This window comes from Taishania pollutisoli, from assembly GCF_014518315.1.
Classification (GTDB): Bacteria; Bacteroidota; Bacteroidia; order Flavobacteriales_D; family Crocinitomicaceae; genus Taishania; species Taishania pollutisoli.
In genome coordinates, this window is the sequence record NZ_JACVEL010000005.1 from 1 (window position 1) to 17545 (window position 17545).

General features: G+C 39.9%; 10 protein-coding genes. 1 reads left to right on the plus strand and 9 read right to left on the minus strand.

What is annotated here, in order from left to right; all coding sequences use genetic code 11:
• Positions 1 to 136: 136 nt before the first annotated feature.
• The 9 genes from H9Y05_RS08805 to H9Y05_RS08845 form a co-directional block, all read right to left on the minus strand.
• A complete protein-coding gene (locus H9Y05_RS08805) occupies positions 137 to 823 on the minus strand; it encodes a hypothetical protein (RefSeq protein WP_216714064.1) in 687 nt (228 codons plus the stop codon).
• 1 nt (position 824) lies between these two features.
• Entirely contained in the window at positions 825 to 2726 is a 1902-nt protein-coding gene (locus tag H9Y05_RS08810; protein ID WP_216714065.1) for a hypothetical protein, read from the minus strand.
• Between the two features lie 21 nt (positions 2727 to 2747).
• A complete protein-coding gene (locus tag H9Y05_RS08815) occupies positions 2748 to 8360 on the minus strand; it encodes a hypothetical protein (protein ID WP_163492763.1) in 5613 nt (1870 codons plus the stop codon).
• A complete protein-coding gene (locus H9Y05_RS08820; protein WP_163492762.1) occupies positions 8357 to 8959 on the minus strand; it encodes a hypothetical protein in 603 nt (200 codons plus the stop codon). The genes H9Y05_RS08815 and H9Y05_RS08820 overlap by 4 nt, the downstream gene beginning before the upstream one ends.
• Entirely contained in the window at positions 8959 to 9309 is a 351-nt protein-coding gene (locus H9Y05_RS08825; RefSeq protein ID WP_235992170.1) for an OmpH family outer membrane protein, read from the minus strand. The genes H9Y05_RS08820 and H9Y05_RS08825 overlap by 1 nt, the downstream gene beginning before the upstream one ends.
• A 123-nt stretch (positions 9310 to 9432) precedes the next feature.
• The gene (locus H9Y05_RS08830; RefSeq protein WP_163492760.1) at positions 9433 to 13929 is read right to left on the minus strand and encodes a DNRLRE domain-containing protein; all 4497 of its coding nucleotides are present in this window, start codon (positions 13927 to 13929) and stop codon (positions 9433 to 9435) included.
• A 17-nt stretch (positions 13930 to 13946) separates the two neighbouring features.
• Complete coding sequence (locus H9Y05_RS08835) at positions 13947 to 14357, minus strand: hypothetical protein (protein WP_163492759.1); 411 nt, start codon at positions 14355 to 14357, stop codon at positions 13947 to 13949.
• A 223-nt stretch (positions 14358 to 14580) separates the two neighbouring features.
• Positions 14581 to 15537, minus strand: a complete 957-nt coding sequence (locus tag H9Y05_RS08840) for a phosphoribosylaminoimidazolesuccinocarboxamide synthase (RefSeq protein WP_163492758.1) — start codon at positions 15535 to 15537, stop codon at positions 14581 to 14583.
• Positions 15538 to 15593: 56 nt separating this feature from the next.
• The gene (locus tag H9Y05_RS08845; RefSeq protein ID WP_216714066.1) at positions 15594 to 16571 is read right to left on the minus strand and encodes a PhoH family protein; all 978 of its coding nucleotides are present in this window, start codon (positions 16569 to 16571) and stop codon (positions 15594 to 15596) included.
• 104 nt (positions 16572 to 16675) lie between these two features.
• Here H9Y05_RS08845 and H9Y05_RS08850 point away from each other — a divergent pair, with 104 nt between their 5' ends.
• Complete coding sequence (locus tag H9Y05_RS08850) at positions 16676 to 17539, plus strand: SAM hydrolase/SAM-dependent halogenase family protein (protein WP_163492756.1); 864 nt, start codon at positions 16676 to 16678, stop codon at positions 17537 to 17539.
• Positions 17540 to 17545 lie beyond the last annotated feature (6 nt).

The window sequence follows — 17545 nt, forward strand, 5'->3', positions numbered from 1 at the left end:
TCTATGTCCAACTCTCCACCTGCAATCTCTGAACCGACTAAACGTGACGTCCATTGAACTTCTGTGGCTTGTGATGAGAAAGAGGTGAAAAGAAATAATAAAAATGCAGTTAGAATATTTTTCATCATGTATCGTTTTAATTTCTGTTATCGGTAATGGTATATCCTTGAAAAGGAGCTACAGGAACAAGTACGCCTGACTCCTGAACCAGGTAATTGGATAAGTTGAATACCGCATTGGTTTGCTTTGAATGGGTGGAATAATTATATAGTTTGATGCGCAGACGTGCTACATCCAGTTCTTGTTGCTGTCTGTTTTTAGAAAAATCCTGTAGTGCCGTATAAAAAATATCCAATTGAGAAATCCTGTAATTCTTAGGATTCGCAGTAATTTGAATGTTGTTAATTCCCAAATCCGCGTTCATTAATTCCAGGTTTACAATCAGTGATCCGTTGACTTCTTTGACACTCTTTTTCTTCACATATTTCAAGGTCTGATTCAAATCAAAACCTGCAACTACCGCTGTTTGGCTGTTGCTCAACTCCATTCCTTTTTGATCTGCATTTATTTTCAGGGTAAAACCTGCTGCATAAATGAATTCCGTTTGATTAATTTTCTGATAGAGTTGCTTTCCGTTCTTATAAACATAACCGGAGTAATTCGAGGTCGCAACTTCTGAGTTCCCCCGGAGCAATTCATACATTGTATAATATTCCAGGTGGTCTGCATCCGAATAATTGGTAGTGATCTTCTTCAATACTTCGGAAGCATCCTGTGCAAAAGACAGTGCGGAAATCCCTATGAACAATGTAAGTAATTTCATCTTATTCCTGGTATTTTATGACATTCGATGAACGCGATTCCTGAATAGTCATGATTCCTCTGGCAGTTTCCTTTTTGATACGGATTAACTGTCCTTCATTGTCGTATTCATAAATTGTCGCATAGTTATTATCATCCAACTCAGCCGTCAGCCAAAACGTTTCAGCGTCGTACACATACGACTTCATGCTTGCATTAAACGGATGCACACGAACATCATCAAAATAAGAATCAACGGAACCTCCTGAACTGGCAAGGTGGATATTCATCTTAACAGCACCGGTAGGAATAGAAAATTTGCCGACAATGCGTTGCCATCCTTCAATGATATCTCCCGTCGGGTGGAACTGATACGGTTGAACAGTGGTTCCTCCTCCAAGAAATTCGATTTCAATGTATGAATTTTGGTAGGTTTTGGGTTGAATGGCATGCCCTTCCATCACCCAGGCACTGATCCAATAAGCGGTTGTTGCATTATCCAATGAAAAGTTTTCACAACAATATTCATTATTTAAAATGATATCTTGGGTCATTGTCACAGAGGTAGTACACGGCGGAAAACCGGGAAACGTAGTTATTTGTGTTACCGTATACGGCCCATTTCCGGGAAAGTCATGTGCAATCGGATCTAATGTTGTCGGAAATACGGATGGACTTCCATCCCCAAAATTAATTTCTACACTTGGTGTTCCCTGTGATGCTGAACCTTCATAATGCGCCGGTGTAAACTCAAAATGATTTTCACCTTCTTCATAGACTACGCTGAAACTTAACCCCGACATGTTCATGCATGGATTATTGGTATTGTAAATTACTTCTGTTTCACAGACACATCCACCTTGAAATGTCACAAATTCCTTGATCGTTTTATTACCATGTGTATTCCCGTAATTCGCGGTATAATTTTGATCGAACTGAACAGCCGAATTTCCTGATTGCCCTGTCTGCCAGTTGTAATTGATCTTGTGACTTGTAACAAACGGAGCCAATGATGAATTTGTCAAGTTTCCGGTCTGAACAACCGGTCTGAATTCAGTTGGCCCAGGTGAAATAGTAGGAGGTGTCAGGTAATCGCAGAGGTTATTCAAAGTAATCGGAACTGGTTTTGTATAAGGACAAAGTAATTTATTTGCTCCGTTTCCAAATCCCATTGATGCGGCATGGGATAAGGTATACATTTTTGTAACCTGTAAATCCGTAGTTGCAGTTAAATCATTAAATTCAGGCTCATCCGATCTGCAATAAAAATGAGGTGATGCATTTACATACAGCGGATCGTTTTCTCCTAACCGATCACCGTTTTCCAATTCTGTTTGTGACCAGATTCCTGCAGAACCGTCGTCAAAATTAAATACATAATAGTCGTTGTTGGTAACATAATCACCCGTATAGATAAAATTATAGTAATTGGGCAATACGGAATTGGCAGTATAATCGATTGAATTGAAATTATTTGCAGCAGTTGGTCTACTATAAAATTGAGTCATTGGAGGATTCACTGTAACCCAGTTATTAAACACATTCTTATATTCGAATGTAACTTTAATCCATGCGTTTTGATTTACTTCATTAAAATTGATATGATGCTGAAGTCCGCCACCATTAGAAGTGATGTTCGGCGTACTTACCACGCCATGAAATTGATTTCCTGAATTATACGATCCATTAACATCAGGAGTTGAATAGTGAAAGGTAATATTCTTAACTAGTCGTGAACAGAAGAATCTTAAATCAACCGTACCATCACAATTCACAATCGTGTGTAATGTTGTTCCATTAGGTGCTGAATTGTTTTCGATTATTACATAGGTAGCTTGTGCAACTACATTTAAATTCAATCCAACTACTAAATAAAATAGAATTGCGATTTTTTTTGACAAAATATTTTTTTTGTGTAAATGCATAGTGCTTTTTTTAAAATTCATCTATTGCCCGCTAGTTCCACCCTCTTCCTCTGCTTCAAAATCCTCAATTTGTCCACAGTTCAGTTTCTTTTCCAGAGTAGAACGCTGTCCCGGGCCAATTTTCAAACTTTTCTTACCGGTATGTGCTTTATTGACAATTTCACCATCGAATTGGAAATGCGGAGTATGCGGGCATCCGCCAAAATTCCGGTCTTCGAAGCCATCAAAGCCTATCTTTTTGTATTCCGTATTTGCTCCGACAGCTATCGGGAACATGTTGTTATATCCATAAAGTGCTGCGGAGAAACGGTTCAATGCATCCCGGTTTTCCACTTCAAACCCATACGGACTGTACTGTTCTACCTCCGTAACCTTTGTCCAACCGGTATAATCGTGTACCCATGCGTTATTGAAACGCTTGTACATCGGGGCAAATTTTGCAAAATACCCATCTACCCGTGGCGTTGCCTTCTGTGCATAATTTCTGCCCGTTAAGTATGTACGGGATGATTTTGTCCGCCACACTCCCAGTTCATTAATTGCATACGGGTTGTAAGTCGATTGTTTATCTTCTATACCACATTCACAGCTTACTTTCCAGTTGCTTGAATACTCAACGGCACCGGCATTGATAATTTTCCAGGCGGCATCAAGTCCTTGTGTGGTAAACAAATTCGATAAATTCTGAATCGGACTGCCATCCAGTTTTTGGAGCGGATTTTTCATCAGCGTTACGTTCATGATTCCTGCAGACTGGAGATTTCTTCTGGCTGACCGGAGTACGACATAATCCAACGTACCTGTCAGATTTAGCGTGGCTCCACTTGCATCAATTAAGACTAAACCACTTCCTACCTGACTTACCCATGCATGTCTTTGTTCGCTCGAATTGTAAACAATCAATTCATCACCCGGCATGAAGAAAGGCAGGTAATTCCCCCCCGGATTATACACTCCGCTACCTAAACTGGTGATCGAGCCACTCAATCCCGTGTTCGTGTACGCTTGTCCCATGCCTTTATACACCCAATGAGCAGGGTAATTTAAAGTATAGTATTTGTCATTGAACTCATCAACAGTCTCCGTAACCAGAACCTCACCAGTTGCCTCATCCCAGGCCAGGTTACGTGTACTGACACGGGCACCCGCATCATAAGCAATCGTTTCACGCAAGATTCCGAATGTATTAATGACTTTTGTTGTGGTTGCAGATCTGAACTGATCTTCTGACTGAGAATAATCAGGTAACGGAACCGGGATCGGTATTGGAATAACCCCCGCAATAATAGTTGCCAGGTTGGTGTTCATCCCTGGAGTTATCGTTTTCGACTTATTTTCCCGTAGGTGATTGACTACATCAATTTCGACACCGATTGTTCCATTTTTAACTTCACCGTTAGGCGCAACAACTGTAACGGAATTATTCAATCTTCCCTGGTTCGCATTCGTGATATCAGCACTCTGAGAACCGTTGATATCGTAGATGTACTCTACTCCCGAGATCGCATCATCCTGACCTTCGGCATACACCATTTGTGATTTTTGTTTGGCATTCATGTCATTTAAATGAATGACATATCCCTGTGATGCTGTAAAGTGTTTTTTCGTATTTAAGTTCAGTAGATTACTGAGCAAATCGGTTTTGTCTTCTTCCGTTTGTAATTTGGTTTGATCCACAATTACAGGATAGTCTTTGGAGGTATAGAACTCACTGACAACTTTACCTGTTCTATGCAGCGACTTTATTTGCTGACCTGCCGCTGTATTTGTTCCTAAATTCAGCGAAGAAACACTAACCCGCGAATACGTTACCTGCGGACTTGGGAAAAAACTCTCCCCAAACGGAGCTTCCATGTAATTTTCCTCATCAGGTGCCAGTAATTTTTCTACGTGACTTGTAACAGGTTGCACAAGCGGATTCTCTTTGTTTCCTATCGGTTCGTATGTCGCAACTCCACTTGTTTTTCCGTTTGGTAAATCATACGAATAGGACTGCCCGTATTCCATTTTGATAAACTGACTAAAGTTAGGTAAGCTATTCGGATTGTTCTCACTTTGCTGACCTGTACTTAACATTTGATCCCAATTATCACTTATCCGAACTTCTTTTACGCGGGCACCACCACCCAGCTTAACTCCGTCCGGGTCTTTCAGACGCACCCACGACTTTTCAGGAATGAATCTTCTGGCAATCATTTTTTGTTCAAGTGCACCGTTGGGCCCTTCAATAATTTCCATCAAACTATTGATCATATCCGCACCCACCAGCTGATTGGCAATCGCTTCTATATCGTTCTCTTCATCATTCGGATTGAGACTGTATACGTATTTATTCAAAAATTTCCGTCCGAATTGCCATCCCCCCTTCGCAATCGGATTGGTCGCACCACTACCGATATTTTCTTCATGAACGGTTGTGACAGGTAAAATTAAATACGCTTGTCCACCATAAAGTTTAACGTCAATAGGTCTCCCGGTATCATATGAACAATAACCCGAAACGTAGTCAAATTTTGCATTGTTTAGGTTATTTGTACCCGGAGCCCCACCTAACTGCGTCATGTTCAAAAAGAACCTAAACTGAATCGGGGTTTGAATCACGTCAAAAAACAACTGTTCAATCTGCGTCTCACTCATTGCATCAATCGTTGCTAAAGATGCAATGTTTTGAAGTTCGTCCTCGTCCAGATCGACAATTAAATAGTTGGTGTGATTCTGAACCATGCCTGCCGTATACAATTCTTGTTTCAGGTCGTTTAAATCCGGATCAGGGCTTGCAGATACTCCTGCCACCTTGTACATCCGGTTTACTTTTTTGTCCTGAACATAGGCGTATTCATCTGATTCATACACTAAACTTATTTCTCCACCGGAGGGTAGTTTTATTTTTTTCAACAGCCATGCAGATGCGTACTCATTTTGTGTCGCTTGCTGTTGATTCGTATATGGAAATTCAGCAGCTGTCGGCATACCGGTAATGGTATTTGAATGATTCGGAGGCAAATAATTTCCCCATGTATCATACCCTTTCAAGTCATAACCGGGGTTGTAATCGCTGTATCCGAATTCATACCCGGTATATTTACCCATTTTGGAATTGCGGTACGTAAAGTGTATTTTTTTGAGGGTTAATTTCCCTCCCTGATTCACGTCAGGACCTTGTAAATCATTGTTGATGACTCCCTGGCAAAGTTCATAATCGTATTCAAAATGCACTGTTTTTATCGGTACCGCAGTTTGAATAGGCTCATGATTTGCATTATAATATTCCCCGACGGAATACAAGCTTATTGAATCCAATTTGAATGATTTCGATAAAGACGTTTCAGGATTGGGTATGCCCGAACCATGTTCATCATTTACACCATACCCGTCATGTCTGGGAGAAACATGGAAAATGGCAACATGGGTTTTTGTTTCAACTTTGCGGATGTAACGCACCTGTTTTTCACCATAAACATAATTTCCCTGATCGTCTTTCGGGTCTGTCTTCATCCCCTCGTTATAACTTCCTTGATTCGCCTGAAAAGGAACTCTCCATTTATACACCCCAGCATCTGGTGGATCAACAGCGTCTGTAGGGATAGTTCGAGGATATCCATCGGTATAGGTGAACAGCGTATAAGACCCAAAATCATCTGGTGTAGGACCATCATTTTCCCTGTCAAAATAATCTGTTGACAAGATGGATGATAACAGGTATGTATGCACATATCCTGGGGTAGTAATCCGATTAAAATATTGATCATTTGGCAATCCACTGATCGGATTCATCGGATTATCGAATGATGATGGGTTATAACTAACAAGTCCTGTATTCGAATTTGCCATATTCCCATTAACGGCAAATGTGGTTTCTTTCTTTGTCGTATTGTAAAGTGGTTCACCGTAGATATAGCGGGCACCGTCATTGCGAATGATCTGCACCTCACCGACGTGATGTGATTTTGCTGCGGCAGGACGTAAGTTATAATTTCTCGCAATCGGGCCGTAACCAACCCCTTTTTCAAGTTGTTCAAACGTTACATTATTAATCGTTTGATTCCTCGATTGACGTTCGGTTCTTTTTATTTGCTGACCATTCAATGCGACAAGGTTGGATTCGTTCATCCCAACAGAACTGATTTTTTTGGAAAAGGCACCATTCAATGTTCTGCCGAACTGGCCTCCTGAAAATGGGATTCGTATTGCCTGATAATCACCTATTTTCGTCTTAAAAGCTCCCAATTCCCTGTCAGAAGAAAGATCTCCTACATTTCTGTAATGGACGTTTTCAAAATTAGGATTGGATGAATTTGTTTCTCCCAGTGCACTTAAGATGTTATTCTGCGAAAACCATCCTCCTGAGCTACTGTTCGTAGTTGTGGTCTCAATATCTACTCCCACGTGTGCAGTTTGGGCAGCACCAACTTCAACTCCTATTGTTCCGGAAGCACTAAAATCCGTGATCTTCGTATCGTAAATATAACCTACCTGGTTTCGGTAAGGCCTGTATGTACCACTCACACCCTGCCCCTGAATCGAATAAATATCATAGGTGTAATTTGCAACAGGCATATTTGTCGTATTCACACTGAAACTCCCGTCCTTTTCAAGATTGAAGTCCAGTACATCTTCTTCTCCGGCTTCATGCGTATTTGCATAACCATAGGCACGTGAAGTAGAAACGACATCACGTACAGTCGTAATCGTACCGTAAGCTGTAATCTGCCCTTGTGGCTCCGTTCCAAAAACTTCAAGTCCAACTCCTGCATTTAGCGTGAAACTTTCTGTTTTCATCGCTACCCGTTTTGAAGGGGTATATAACTCTTCAGCATATGCAACAACAGAGCCTAATGATGCACTCCCTCTCGCATTCCCAGCCTTAAAATGTGTATACTTCAACTGTCTCAGTTGAGCACTTTTCGAAATATTCACAGACCTGGAAACCAGACCTTGTCGCGAATTATAACTTGCCCCAACATTGGCAGAAAGCTTTGTCCCATTTCCCGCCATTCGCTTTGCCTGGTAATGAAGAGATGCATTGGGACTTAAAGAAAGCCCGTTTTCACCGGATTCCACATTAAACCCGACTGAAGCTGCCTTACCCAAATCCAATGAAATTCCTGCACTTGGTTTAATTGAAAACCCGGTATATGAATTAAAGGATGCTGCTACTCCAACACTCGCGTTCGCACCGATTAAACTTTCTACATCGATACCTGTAATGTTTGCCTGGACGTTAAAATTTGCTCCAACTGTCAGGTTCGGCTTAAGGTGATTTTCATACGTCATTTGATCACCTTTGAAGTCATCCGGTAATCCTCTTACATTCCGGTTAATCTGTCCAACTGATAAATCCCAGCCAAGACCAACCCATGAAGCCTCCTGATCCATACCGACATTACTCGAATAAGCAATGTTGATCGGGTAGCCCCCCACGTCCATGAGCGGAATGTTATAATTCATATCTCCTGATGACAAATCAACCATGTCGCTGGCCCCGATCGGTGTGAAGGAATTAAATTCCGGTTGTGTCGGACCACCTGTCAATGCCAATGCCTGAGCAGGAAAGACAACGTTTATAAAAAGAATAGCTGACAGCAGTATTGCCGTTCTTTTAAAGGATTTGCTGGCACGAATTTTTAAAATCATACGGATTGTTGTTTATGTTGCTTTGATACCTTAATGATACCGGCATCAAATAATTGATCAGTGTATTGAATGGTGTAATTCTCACGGATATCGACTCCTTTGAAAAAAGTCAAAATCCTTATTTTATTTTCATTGGCTCCTACTGTTCCCTCGTATTGAATCCCGTTCGGATTGATGCGCTTTCCATTCTGAGTTAACCAGAAATCGTTTACAAAATCACCAACGAGGTATTGAATCATTTCATCCTTGCCCAGAGTCGCGTGGATGTTCTTAAAAACAGAATGATATTGATTTGTATCGGACAGTTCAACGATGATCACTGTCTCGTCTTTTAATTCCTCCGCATCTGCATCTGTCGGAATTTTGTTGTTCCTTGCAAGAAAATCAAGTGCGCTAATCGCAGCAAATGAAAATCGAATCCCTTTTACTGTTTTTGTCTGAATGTTACTACCATCTGCAGCCTGTTGCTCCTGAATATCAAGTACACGCGGTTCAATGTTTGAGCCTGAAGTTTCATTATCCTCAATTAAACCGTGCTTCTTATTCTCTGAATGACAGGAAAGCGTGAAAAATATCAATATATACAGCCATCTATGCATTACTCCTCGAATTTTTTATTTGCATACGTTATCATTTCTTCTGTAAAATCGTTTGATTCTTCAACAAATAACACCGTACCGTTATTCCCTGAAAATACAATATCCAACTTTTTATCCTTAGCAAATTCTTTGATATACTCATCGAGTCTGGCAGTAACAAGCTTCGTATATTTCATGGAGTATTGTTCAAACTTATTATTCATTAACTGATCTGCAACCTGATATTCTCTTTTTAATTTCGTAAGCATCTGATCATCGGTCGTGCTGTTGATCAACGTAGATAATGAATCCAATGCAACAGTTTCTGCCAATAAGTCATTTTCCAGTATTTTATCGTATTCAACTTTCATCGTAAAACTTTCAAACAGTTTCATTGAATCAATAAATCCGATCGATTCAGATTGATCTTCTTTTCCAGAACAACAAGTCAACAAAAAGCTAACGCTGATTATACCAATGTACCTTAACATGACTTATATAATTTGAAAACGTAAATAGAATTTTTCTGACTTATCATTGATAACCTCCAAAATGTATTCTCCGCTCTGCAACTGTGACACATTGAGTTTATAACGATTATCTCCAAATGTAACATCTTCTTGATTTGTTGTTCCGGTCATTACAGGAGTTACAGGATCAAACGCTTTGTAAATTTTGTAATTCAAATTCGGGCTGGAACTATGGTATTCCTGATCGTAGTAAAATTGAACTTTATCCAGGTATACTTTATATTTCTCACCGGTCAACCTTCTTTCAAGCTTTGCATAAATTGTTCTTTCCGGGCACGGCAAGTTGGATGAAACATTTTTAAAACCACAGTTCAACCGGTTAACAAATGCCACTAATTTATCCGGGGATGAAAAACTAAAGGTCGTTCCTATCGCTGAATAGGAATTCCAAAACGTATGCTTTCTGAATAATCTCGCTTGCGTTGGAGATAACAATTGCAATCTGAATTTTGTATTCAAAGGAATCGTATTATTACTCCCTCCCGGAACGATTACCCCCAGTTGATTAGAAGCAGGATACGTAACAAATCCTAAACCAACGGTCGGGTACATTGAGTTAAACGACTGATCCTCAAAACCAATAAAAAGAATGTTTGTATATGAACCTGTTTGTTTTATCTCAAAGTCAACATAATAAGGATAATTTGTTCCTACCACATTCTTCGATTCCGCAGACTCAAGATCTACCAACAGTATAGAAGGATCGGTAGAGGTCAACGATTCATCTGCACTTTGATAAATGGCATCATCTAAATTTGTCCAGATGATTCGGGAATCGATTTCAACAACAATAGTTGTAGTGGTAACAAAGCTATTCAAACCTGAACCATTTGCTACATAATAACGTTCTACTTCAAAGTGATAGGTACCCGGCAGTAAATGCTCATAGTTGTAGACATATTCATTGGTACTGGTATTCGCAATCGTAACAGACGGAATAGTGAGCGTCGTGGAAGGTGTTATTAAATTGTCATTGGAATCATACAAGCGGATAGCTGTCACGTGATGCGTTTGATACATGTCTGAATACGCCACATTGCTCGTCATAAAATTCAAATTACCCTCTCCTGAATAGCAATTGCTGGGCGTTTTATGAATTTTATAGAAGTTTACCCATTGAAGAAGTGATGGCAATGCTGTTAATTCCAGGAAACCATTTATTCCATTGATTTCAATTGTTAAATACCGCTCATCACTTATACTCAACGGTTTTTTCAATATGGAAATGTCGTTCAAAATAAATTCAATAAAGCCATCTTTTCGCAGAATAGATACGGTACTCTTATCATTGATCTTGTAATTTTTCTCCTTCAATTCTCCTTTGTTGATAACAGAAAGAATACCATTACTCACTTTAAAACCTTCATCAACATCAGAAAAATCAGTCAATATTTTTTCACCTCTGTAAAAACCTACTGTGATTCCTTCATTTCGTAATAATTTTGAAACCTGAAGGTTCATTGTGGCTGTTGGCATACTCTCACGTCCTATAATTGCTGTACCCTTCGTTGAATTGGATACTAAACGTTTACCGTCTTGTACAACTCCTGAAGTATGGCTGAATAGCAGATTTGGTGCATTATAAATCTCTTTTTGAAAAATAATTTTCCCGGCATTATCATAGGAAGACACATAATACTTCCCCGGCACATCATTATAAGTAACGTAAGGCGTAGTATATGAATGGCTTCCGTTACAAAAACTCGCTGAATCGATTATGTTACTGTCCAGGCTCGTATTGATCATCGACACATAGTATGGTAGCGGCGGAATGATTAATGAACTCCCATCTATGTAGCTAACGTTTCCGGATAAGCCGCTAACCTGGTTTAAATTTACAGCCACTCTTCCGGTATTTAAGCTATCAACCCAGGTAGTAGTGAGTAATGCGTCATAATTCTTATGGGAAAAAGACATGTTTTTTAATTTACTTCCTCCGATTACAACTCCTCCGATTACTAAATTTCCAAGAGTCGGAATATTCATTGAATGCATGATAATACCATTTACGGAAACGTTCCAGGTTCTGTTTTCCTGATCTGAAAAAATAGAAAAAACATCTCCTGGATTATATGAAAACTCCTTTAGTTTATTCGTATAAGATGTAATTATTGCTATCTTGTTCTCAAAACTAATTCCAATAGGAGCATTAGAAATAGATGAGAATGAGCCGCTTTGACTAATGATTCCAAATCCTCGAAATACTGTTTGATCATCCGTAACATACGAAACCCAATGATCTTCTTGATCCGTGAAAACAGATGTCGATTTTGCAGTACCAAATATCCCGGGGCCCAATGGAAAAAACTCCAGAATTCCCTGACCAAAACTATCATTATTTACAACCTGTGATTTATTAAATGAGCCCCATACGATCGGTTCTCCAACCCCATATTCTTTGTCTATAGTGTTTCCTAAATTATCTCTGACCTTAATCTTTTCCAGGTTTTCAAGGTAGTTGTGTTTCGTAATTGCTATATCACCATCTTCCCAATTATACAGATAATTTTCGAGCGTATCCAAATAAATGAGGTTGTTCACATTGTCAATCTGTGTATTTAACTCCACTATTTTTGAACTTATGGATGTTGTTAAATGTGAAAAACTGGAAGGTGCGCTGATTAGCTGAGCCTCTATTTGCAACACCTCATACGGATCAACAAGAAGTTGGTGAATCTTCGAACCATTTAAGGTCACAAAAATAGAATCTTCGAACCGTTCCAAAGCAATGGAATCATTCACAACGAATGTACCAAGCGTAATTGTTGAATCAGCATTGAAAAAATACAGCTTACTATCCACAAAACTAATTCCGTAATCAATTTCGTTGAACGTCTGACTACTGTCACTGATAACATCAAAACCGATTTTTTTCAAATCATCTGTCACATTGCCTATTTTTAAACCAATCCCGCCATTTTTATATCCGTACTCATTCCTTGCATATAGAATGTTCTTTGATCTGCAATAAGGCACCGCGACCGATTGCGTGTTTTTCTTCACGAACGTTTGACCAACGCTGATATCCACACCATTCCCATGAGACCATACCAACTCAGTATCTTCTTCAACTTTAATTTTAAATCGTACATAAGGTCTATAACTTGCAGTTGCGTGATCTGACGAATAGAACCGTTGATATTTTGATATATTATTATAATAAAGTAATTGAACAAGCCAGCCATAGTTACTTATATTATCTTGTTGCCATGTTTGAAACTGAGACAAAGCATCCAATTGAATTTTACTCAAACTGGTGATCGTTGAATGTGCAATTTCCAGATATTCAGTCGATGAAGAATTCGGCATCGACGAATGTGTTACAGTCATTTCCCCCCAATCATTGTTGACTCGATTGAGTCGAACCGTATTGTTGCTTCCACTACTTGCAGTTGCAGTTGATCGGCTTAAATAGAGACTTGCCTCATTCATTGTAAATGCAGGATCCAGCCAAAGTCTGAATCTTAACAGACCTCGAATGTCATTTGTCGTAGTCACTTCTTCAGCAAGTATATTCCCAGTTACTCCATAATTGTAGTAAAGGAAGGAAGAATATAATGATGCATCGTCAATAAAATTACCGTCAGGGTTATACGTAATGGTCACCTCTTCTCCTTTTTTTCCCACCAGAAAAGAATAGTAAAATGCTTCTGTTCCTACAATAGAACTTGTAACTCGTAATCCATACCAACCATAGGGAATGTCTGTTAATTCCAAAGATGTTTTCCCGGGCATCATTGTTCCTGGGCCATTGTACCATTGGTAACTATAGGTTCCTCCCGGACCATCTGCTAATAGGGGTACAATCGATCCGTCATTCGTCCCATCAGCACTTTGATGGTTAATTTCAACAGAGGAGACAGACATCGGAATGTAATAAGTGACTTCCAACTTTGGTATCTGGGTGGTATTAAGTGCATCATCAGAAGCAAAAGACCTGTTAACTGCAAGAGATTGTGTCTCATTCGAAAGATAGAGTATCCACCCATTATTGGTATACACATTCGCATTCATTTTCTGCACATGACTTGTCACATCAAATGTAAGCCAGTTACTCACAATTGAAGACGTTGTAATGATATCTGACGTTTCATAAGCAGGTTGATTTGCCCAAATTGCTGTACTTTCACTCCATGGGGCAGATAATCTTGCTGCATATATTGTAGGAGTTCCTGAAGTAGTACTGATATACATTTTTAGCTTTGCAGAAGTAATAATTGCATTCGATGGAATACTCGTCGAAAATTCAACCAGCGTTCGGTAAGTTGTGTAAGGATCTCCTGTCGCTCTGGGAGCATATCTCCCAACTAGAACAGATGATGAATTAGGATTTGCTGTTGCGCTTGCAGAATGTACGCTCGTAGATTTATCCGATGTAATTTCTGTGGTGGTAATCAATGAAGTTTGTGAAAACACAGTCAGGGAACTAAAAAGCCCCAGTAATAATAAAATAAGTTTCATTCGTTCAGAATATGTGGTTAATGAACCGTTTTGCTGATAATCGGATAATTCATACCTTGATAATCCCGTACAATAACTTCGACACGATACTCTCTTTCTTCTTCAACACCATGTTGAATATTGATTGTAATAATACCTGAATTGTAAAGATTATTATCGAGAATTGATTGAGCAGTATGTTTAATCTTGTGAACCGGATAATCTGTCTCTTGATCATACGCTGTTACGATAATTTCTCCAAAAAAATCAAAATCATTGACCCATGTTTCGGTTTTAATCGCTTTGACTGTTGCTGTAGAATCCAAGCCCTCGAGTTGGACAGTCACCGTTTCAAAATACGTATTAACAGAAGCACTGTCGAGCTGTGCTGTAGAAGAGAAAGGAACGAATGCGAGTATTAACAGGCACAAGGAGAGCATATTTTTCATGGAGATCTAAGTAATTAGTTATTAGTGATAATCTAGTTTTTTAATAGTGAGGTGCAAATCTACTCTAAAAAAAGATTAAAACAAGAAAAAATAGAAAAAAACAATACAAAATGTTATAAAATTAACACCAAAACAACCAATCATCGACCTTACCAACTGAAAAAGAAGACAGTACACCGAAATAAAATGACATTAAACAGCTGGTAAAAAAGAACCGAATCGCCTATCTTAAGTCTGCCGTTTCAAGGAAGCGTAACACATTCGCGTAGATACGTTCTTCGATGTTATCTGTAGCGGCTTTTTGGAATTCCTTCCCCGTAATGCGTTCGTACAATTCAATGTATCGTTCTGTAATTGTTTCCACGAATTCGTCCGGCATCACCGGCATTTGTTGCCCGTCCAGTCCCTGGAAGTTGTGCTCAATCAACCATTGACGAACAAATTCTTTGGACAATTGTTTTTGCGGTTCGCCTTTCTCCTGGCGTTCTTCGTATCCGTCCGCATAGAAATAGCGGGAAGAGTCTGGTGTGTGAATTTCATCAATCAGAATCACTTCCCCGTTTCGGATACCGAATTCGTATTTTGTATCTACCAGGATTAACCCTTGCTTTGCAGCCATCTCCGTCCCGCGCTGAAACAATGCACGTGTATAGTTTTCTAACTGTGTATAAATTGCTTCCGGAACAATGTTTTTCGCAATGATATCTTCACGGGAGATGTCTTCGTCATGCCCTTCATCCGCTTTGGTCGCAGGTGTAATAATCGGTTCCGGGAACCGGTCGTTTTCTTTCATTCCTTCTGGCAATTCGACACCACACAGCACTCGTTTTCCAGCTTTGTACTCACGTGCCGCATGTCCTGCCAAATAGCCCCGAATTACCATTTCCACACGGATAGGTTCGCACGCATACCCAATCGCAACGGAAGGATCCGGTGTTCCGATCAACCAATTCGGTACGATATCACGTGTTGCCTCCAAAAACAAAGTAGCAACCTGGTTCAGCACCTGCCCTTTGTGGGGAATTCCTTTCGGCAAAATATGATCAAACGCAGAAATGCGGTCAGAGGCAACCATTACCAACAAATCATTTTCCAGTGTATAGACATCGCGGACTTTTCCTTTGTATACCTTTTGTTGTCCCGGGAAATTAAAATCTGTTTTTACAATTGCTTTTTCCATTGCTTTCATTTTCGTTTGATTCGTTCTGTTGTTTTTCTTTTTTTACATTTCATTGATCAGTGATCGTCTTCGACCCGGAGCTCTTTTTCTTTCGCCTCTGCTTTGTCGAACGCATCAATGATCTTTTTCACCAGGCTGTGGCGAATGACATCACTTTGTTGCAGACGGATGATTTCCAATCCCTCCACATCTTTCAGGATATCCATCGCGTAAGCCAGTCCTGATCGCTGTTTTCTCGGCAAATCGACCTGTGACATGTCGCCGGTAATGACAAATTTTGCCGTCATTCCCATCCGCGTTAAAAACATTTTCATCTGCATGGTTGTTGCGTTTTGTGCTTCATCCAGGATGACAAATGCTTTGTCCAACGTACGCCCGCGCATGAATGCCAGCGGCGCGATTTCGATGATACCGAATTCAATCATATCCGCCAGCTTTTCTGCCGGGATCATATCACGCAGGGCATCGTACAAGGGCATCATGTACGGATCCAGTTTTTCTTTCAGGTCGCCGGGAAGAAAGCCCAGATTTTCACCTGCTTCCACTGCCGGTCGGGTCAAAATAATCCGCTTGACTTCTTTGGCTTTCAACGCCCGCACAGCAAGTGCTACCGCCGTATAGGTTTTTCCCGTTCCAGCCGGTCCGACGGCAAAGACCATGTCATTTTTACTCACCGCCTTCACTAGTTTTTTCTGGTTGAGCGTCCGTGCCTTGATCTTCACTCCTCCGTTACCATGGACGAGTGTTTCCGAACCGTCATCCACCGAAAGCATGTTGTGCCCGTCTTCCAGCATCAGGTTGTCAATATTGTTTTCAGAGAGTGAATTGTATTGTTTGAAATGACGCATCAGGAGATCAAACTTTCGTTCAAATTCCTCAATTACCTCTTCATCTCCGATCAACGTAAGTGTGTTTCCCCTCGATACGATTTTCAACTTCAGGAAGAAGCTTTTTATGTGCTTCAATTTGGTGTTGTTGACTCCAAAAATCCCTACCGGGTTGACATCCGTAATTTCAATAGTTCTTTCCTGCAAACTGATAATTTATGAAATAATTGCCAATAGTATAACGATAAAACGTATTTTTGGACAAAATTAGGAATTATTTACTCACTGTAATAAGGATTTTTTTAACAAGCATGCGTTTTATCACATTAACGACAGATATGGGGTTGGATGACCACTATGTTGCTGCAGTAAAAGCTACCATTTTACAGCAATGTAATCAGTCTATACACCTCATTGATATCACGCACAATGTTCAACCGTTTGATGTTGCAGAAGCAGCATTTCATGTGAGTCAGGCATTCAGAAGTTTTCCGGAAGGCACGATTCACATTGTAGGAGTGGATTCGGAACCGATCTTCAATTTCGGAAATTCGGAAGGAGCATTTCCATCCATTATGGTGATGAACAACCAGTATTTCATTTCCAATGACAATGGTTTTTTCGGGGTATTATCCCGTTTCGGGCAGGACATTCAATTCTACCGGATCGAAGATGTGCTTTCCAACCCGAAGGGGTTCAAGTTTCCAACCAAAAACATGCTGGTTCCGATTGCTGCAAAACTGGCAAACGGAGAGAAAATAGAAGAAATTGCAACTCCTCACCCATCTTTCAAAAAGGCATTTGCAACCGTTCCGGTGATTGAAGAACACCTGATCAAAGGATCAATTATTCATTTCGATAAATTCGGAAATGCGATCACCAATATCGATACGGAATTGTTTCAGAAAATCGGAAATAACGCACCTTTCATTATTAAATTCAGAGAAGGAGAAAGCTATAAGATTGATGTTATTTCTAAAACGTACAATGAAGTACCGGAAGGAGAGAAACTGGCTCTTTTCAGTGAAAACGGATTGTTGGAAATTGCCATCAACAGAGGAGCCAACCAAAGTACGGGAGGAGCTCAAAAACTATTTGCACTGCGAAAAAATGACATTGTCAGAATTGAATTCATGCCACGGGGATCCCGGGAATCATTCGATCAATTATTTTAACATACA

Bases quoted from the DNA above. Each gene is read 5' to 3' on its own strand.
- H9Y05_RS08815 (WP_163492763.1), bottom strand. From the start codon at position 8,360: ATGATTTTAAAAATTCGTGCCAGCAAATCCTTTAAAAGAACGGCAATA.
- H9Y05_RS08805 (WP_216714064.1), bottom strand. From the start codon at position 823: ATGAAATTACTTACATTGTTCATAGGGATTTCCGCACTGTCTTTTGCA.
- H9Y05_RS08820 (WP_163492762.1), bottom strand. From the start codon at position 8,959: ATGCATAGATGGCTGTATATATTGATATTTTTCACGCTTTCCTGTCAT.
- H9Y05_RS08825 (WP_235992170.1), bottom strand. From the start codon at position 9,309: ATGAAAGTTGAATACGATAAAATACTGGAAAATGACTTATTGGCAGAA.
- H9Y05_RS08830 (WP_163492760.1), bottom strand. From the start codon at position 13,929: ATGAAACTTATTTTATTATTACTGGGGCTTTTTAGTTCCCTGACTGTG.
- H9Y05_RS08810 (WP_216714065.1), bottom strand. From the start codon at position 2,726: ATGCATTTACACAAAAAAAATATTTTGTCAAAAAAAATCGCAATTCTA.
- H9Y05_RS08835 (WP_163492759.1), bottom strand. From the start codon at position 14,357: ATGAAAAATATGCTCTCCTTGTGCCTGTTAATACTCGCATTCGTTCCT.
- H9Y05_RS08840 (WP_163492758.1), bottom strand. From the start codon at position 15,537: ATGGAAAAAGCAATTGTAAAAACAGATTTTAATTTCCCGGGACAACAA.
- H9Y05_RS08850 (WP_163492756.1), top strand. From the start codon at position 16,676: ATGCGTTTTATCACATTAACGACAGATATGGGGTTGGATGACCACTAT.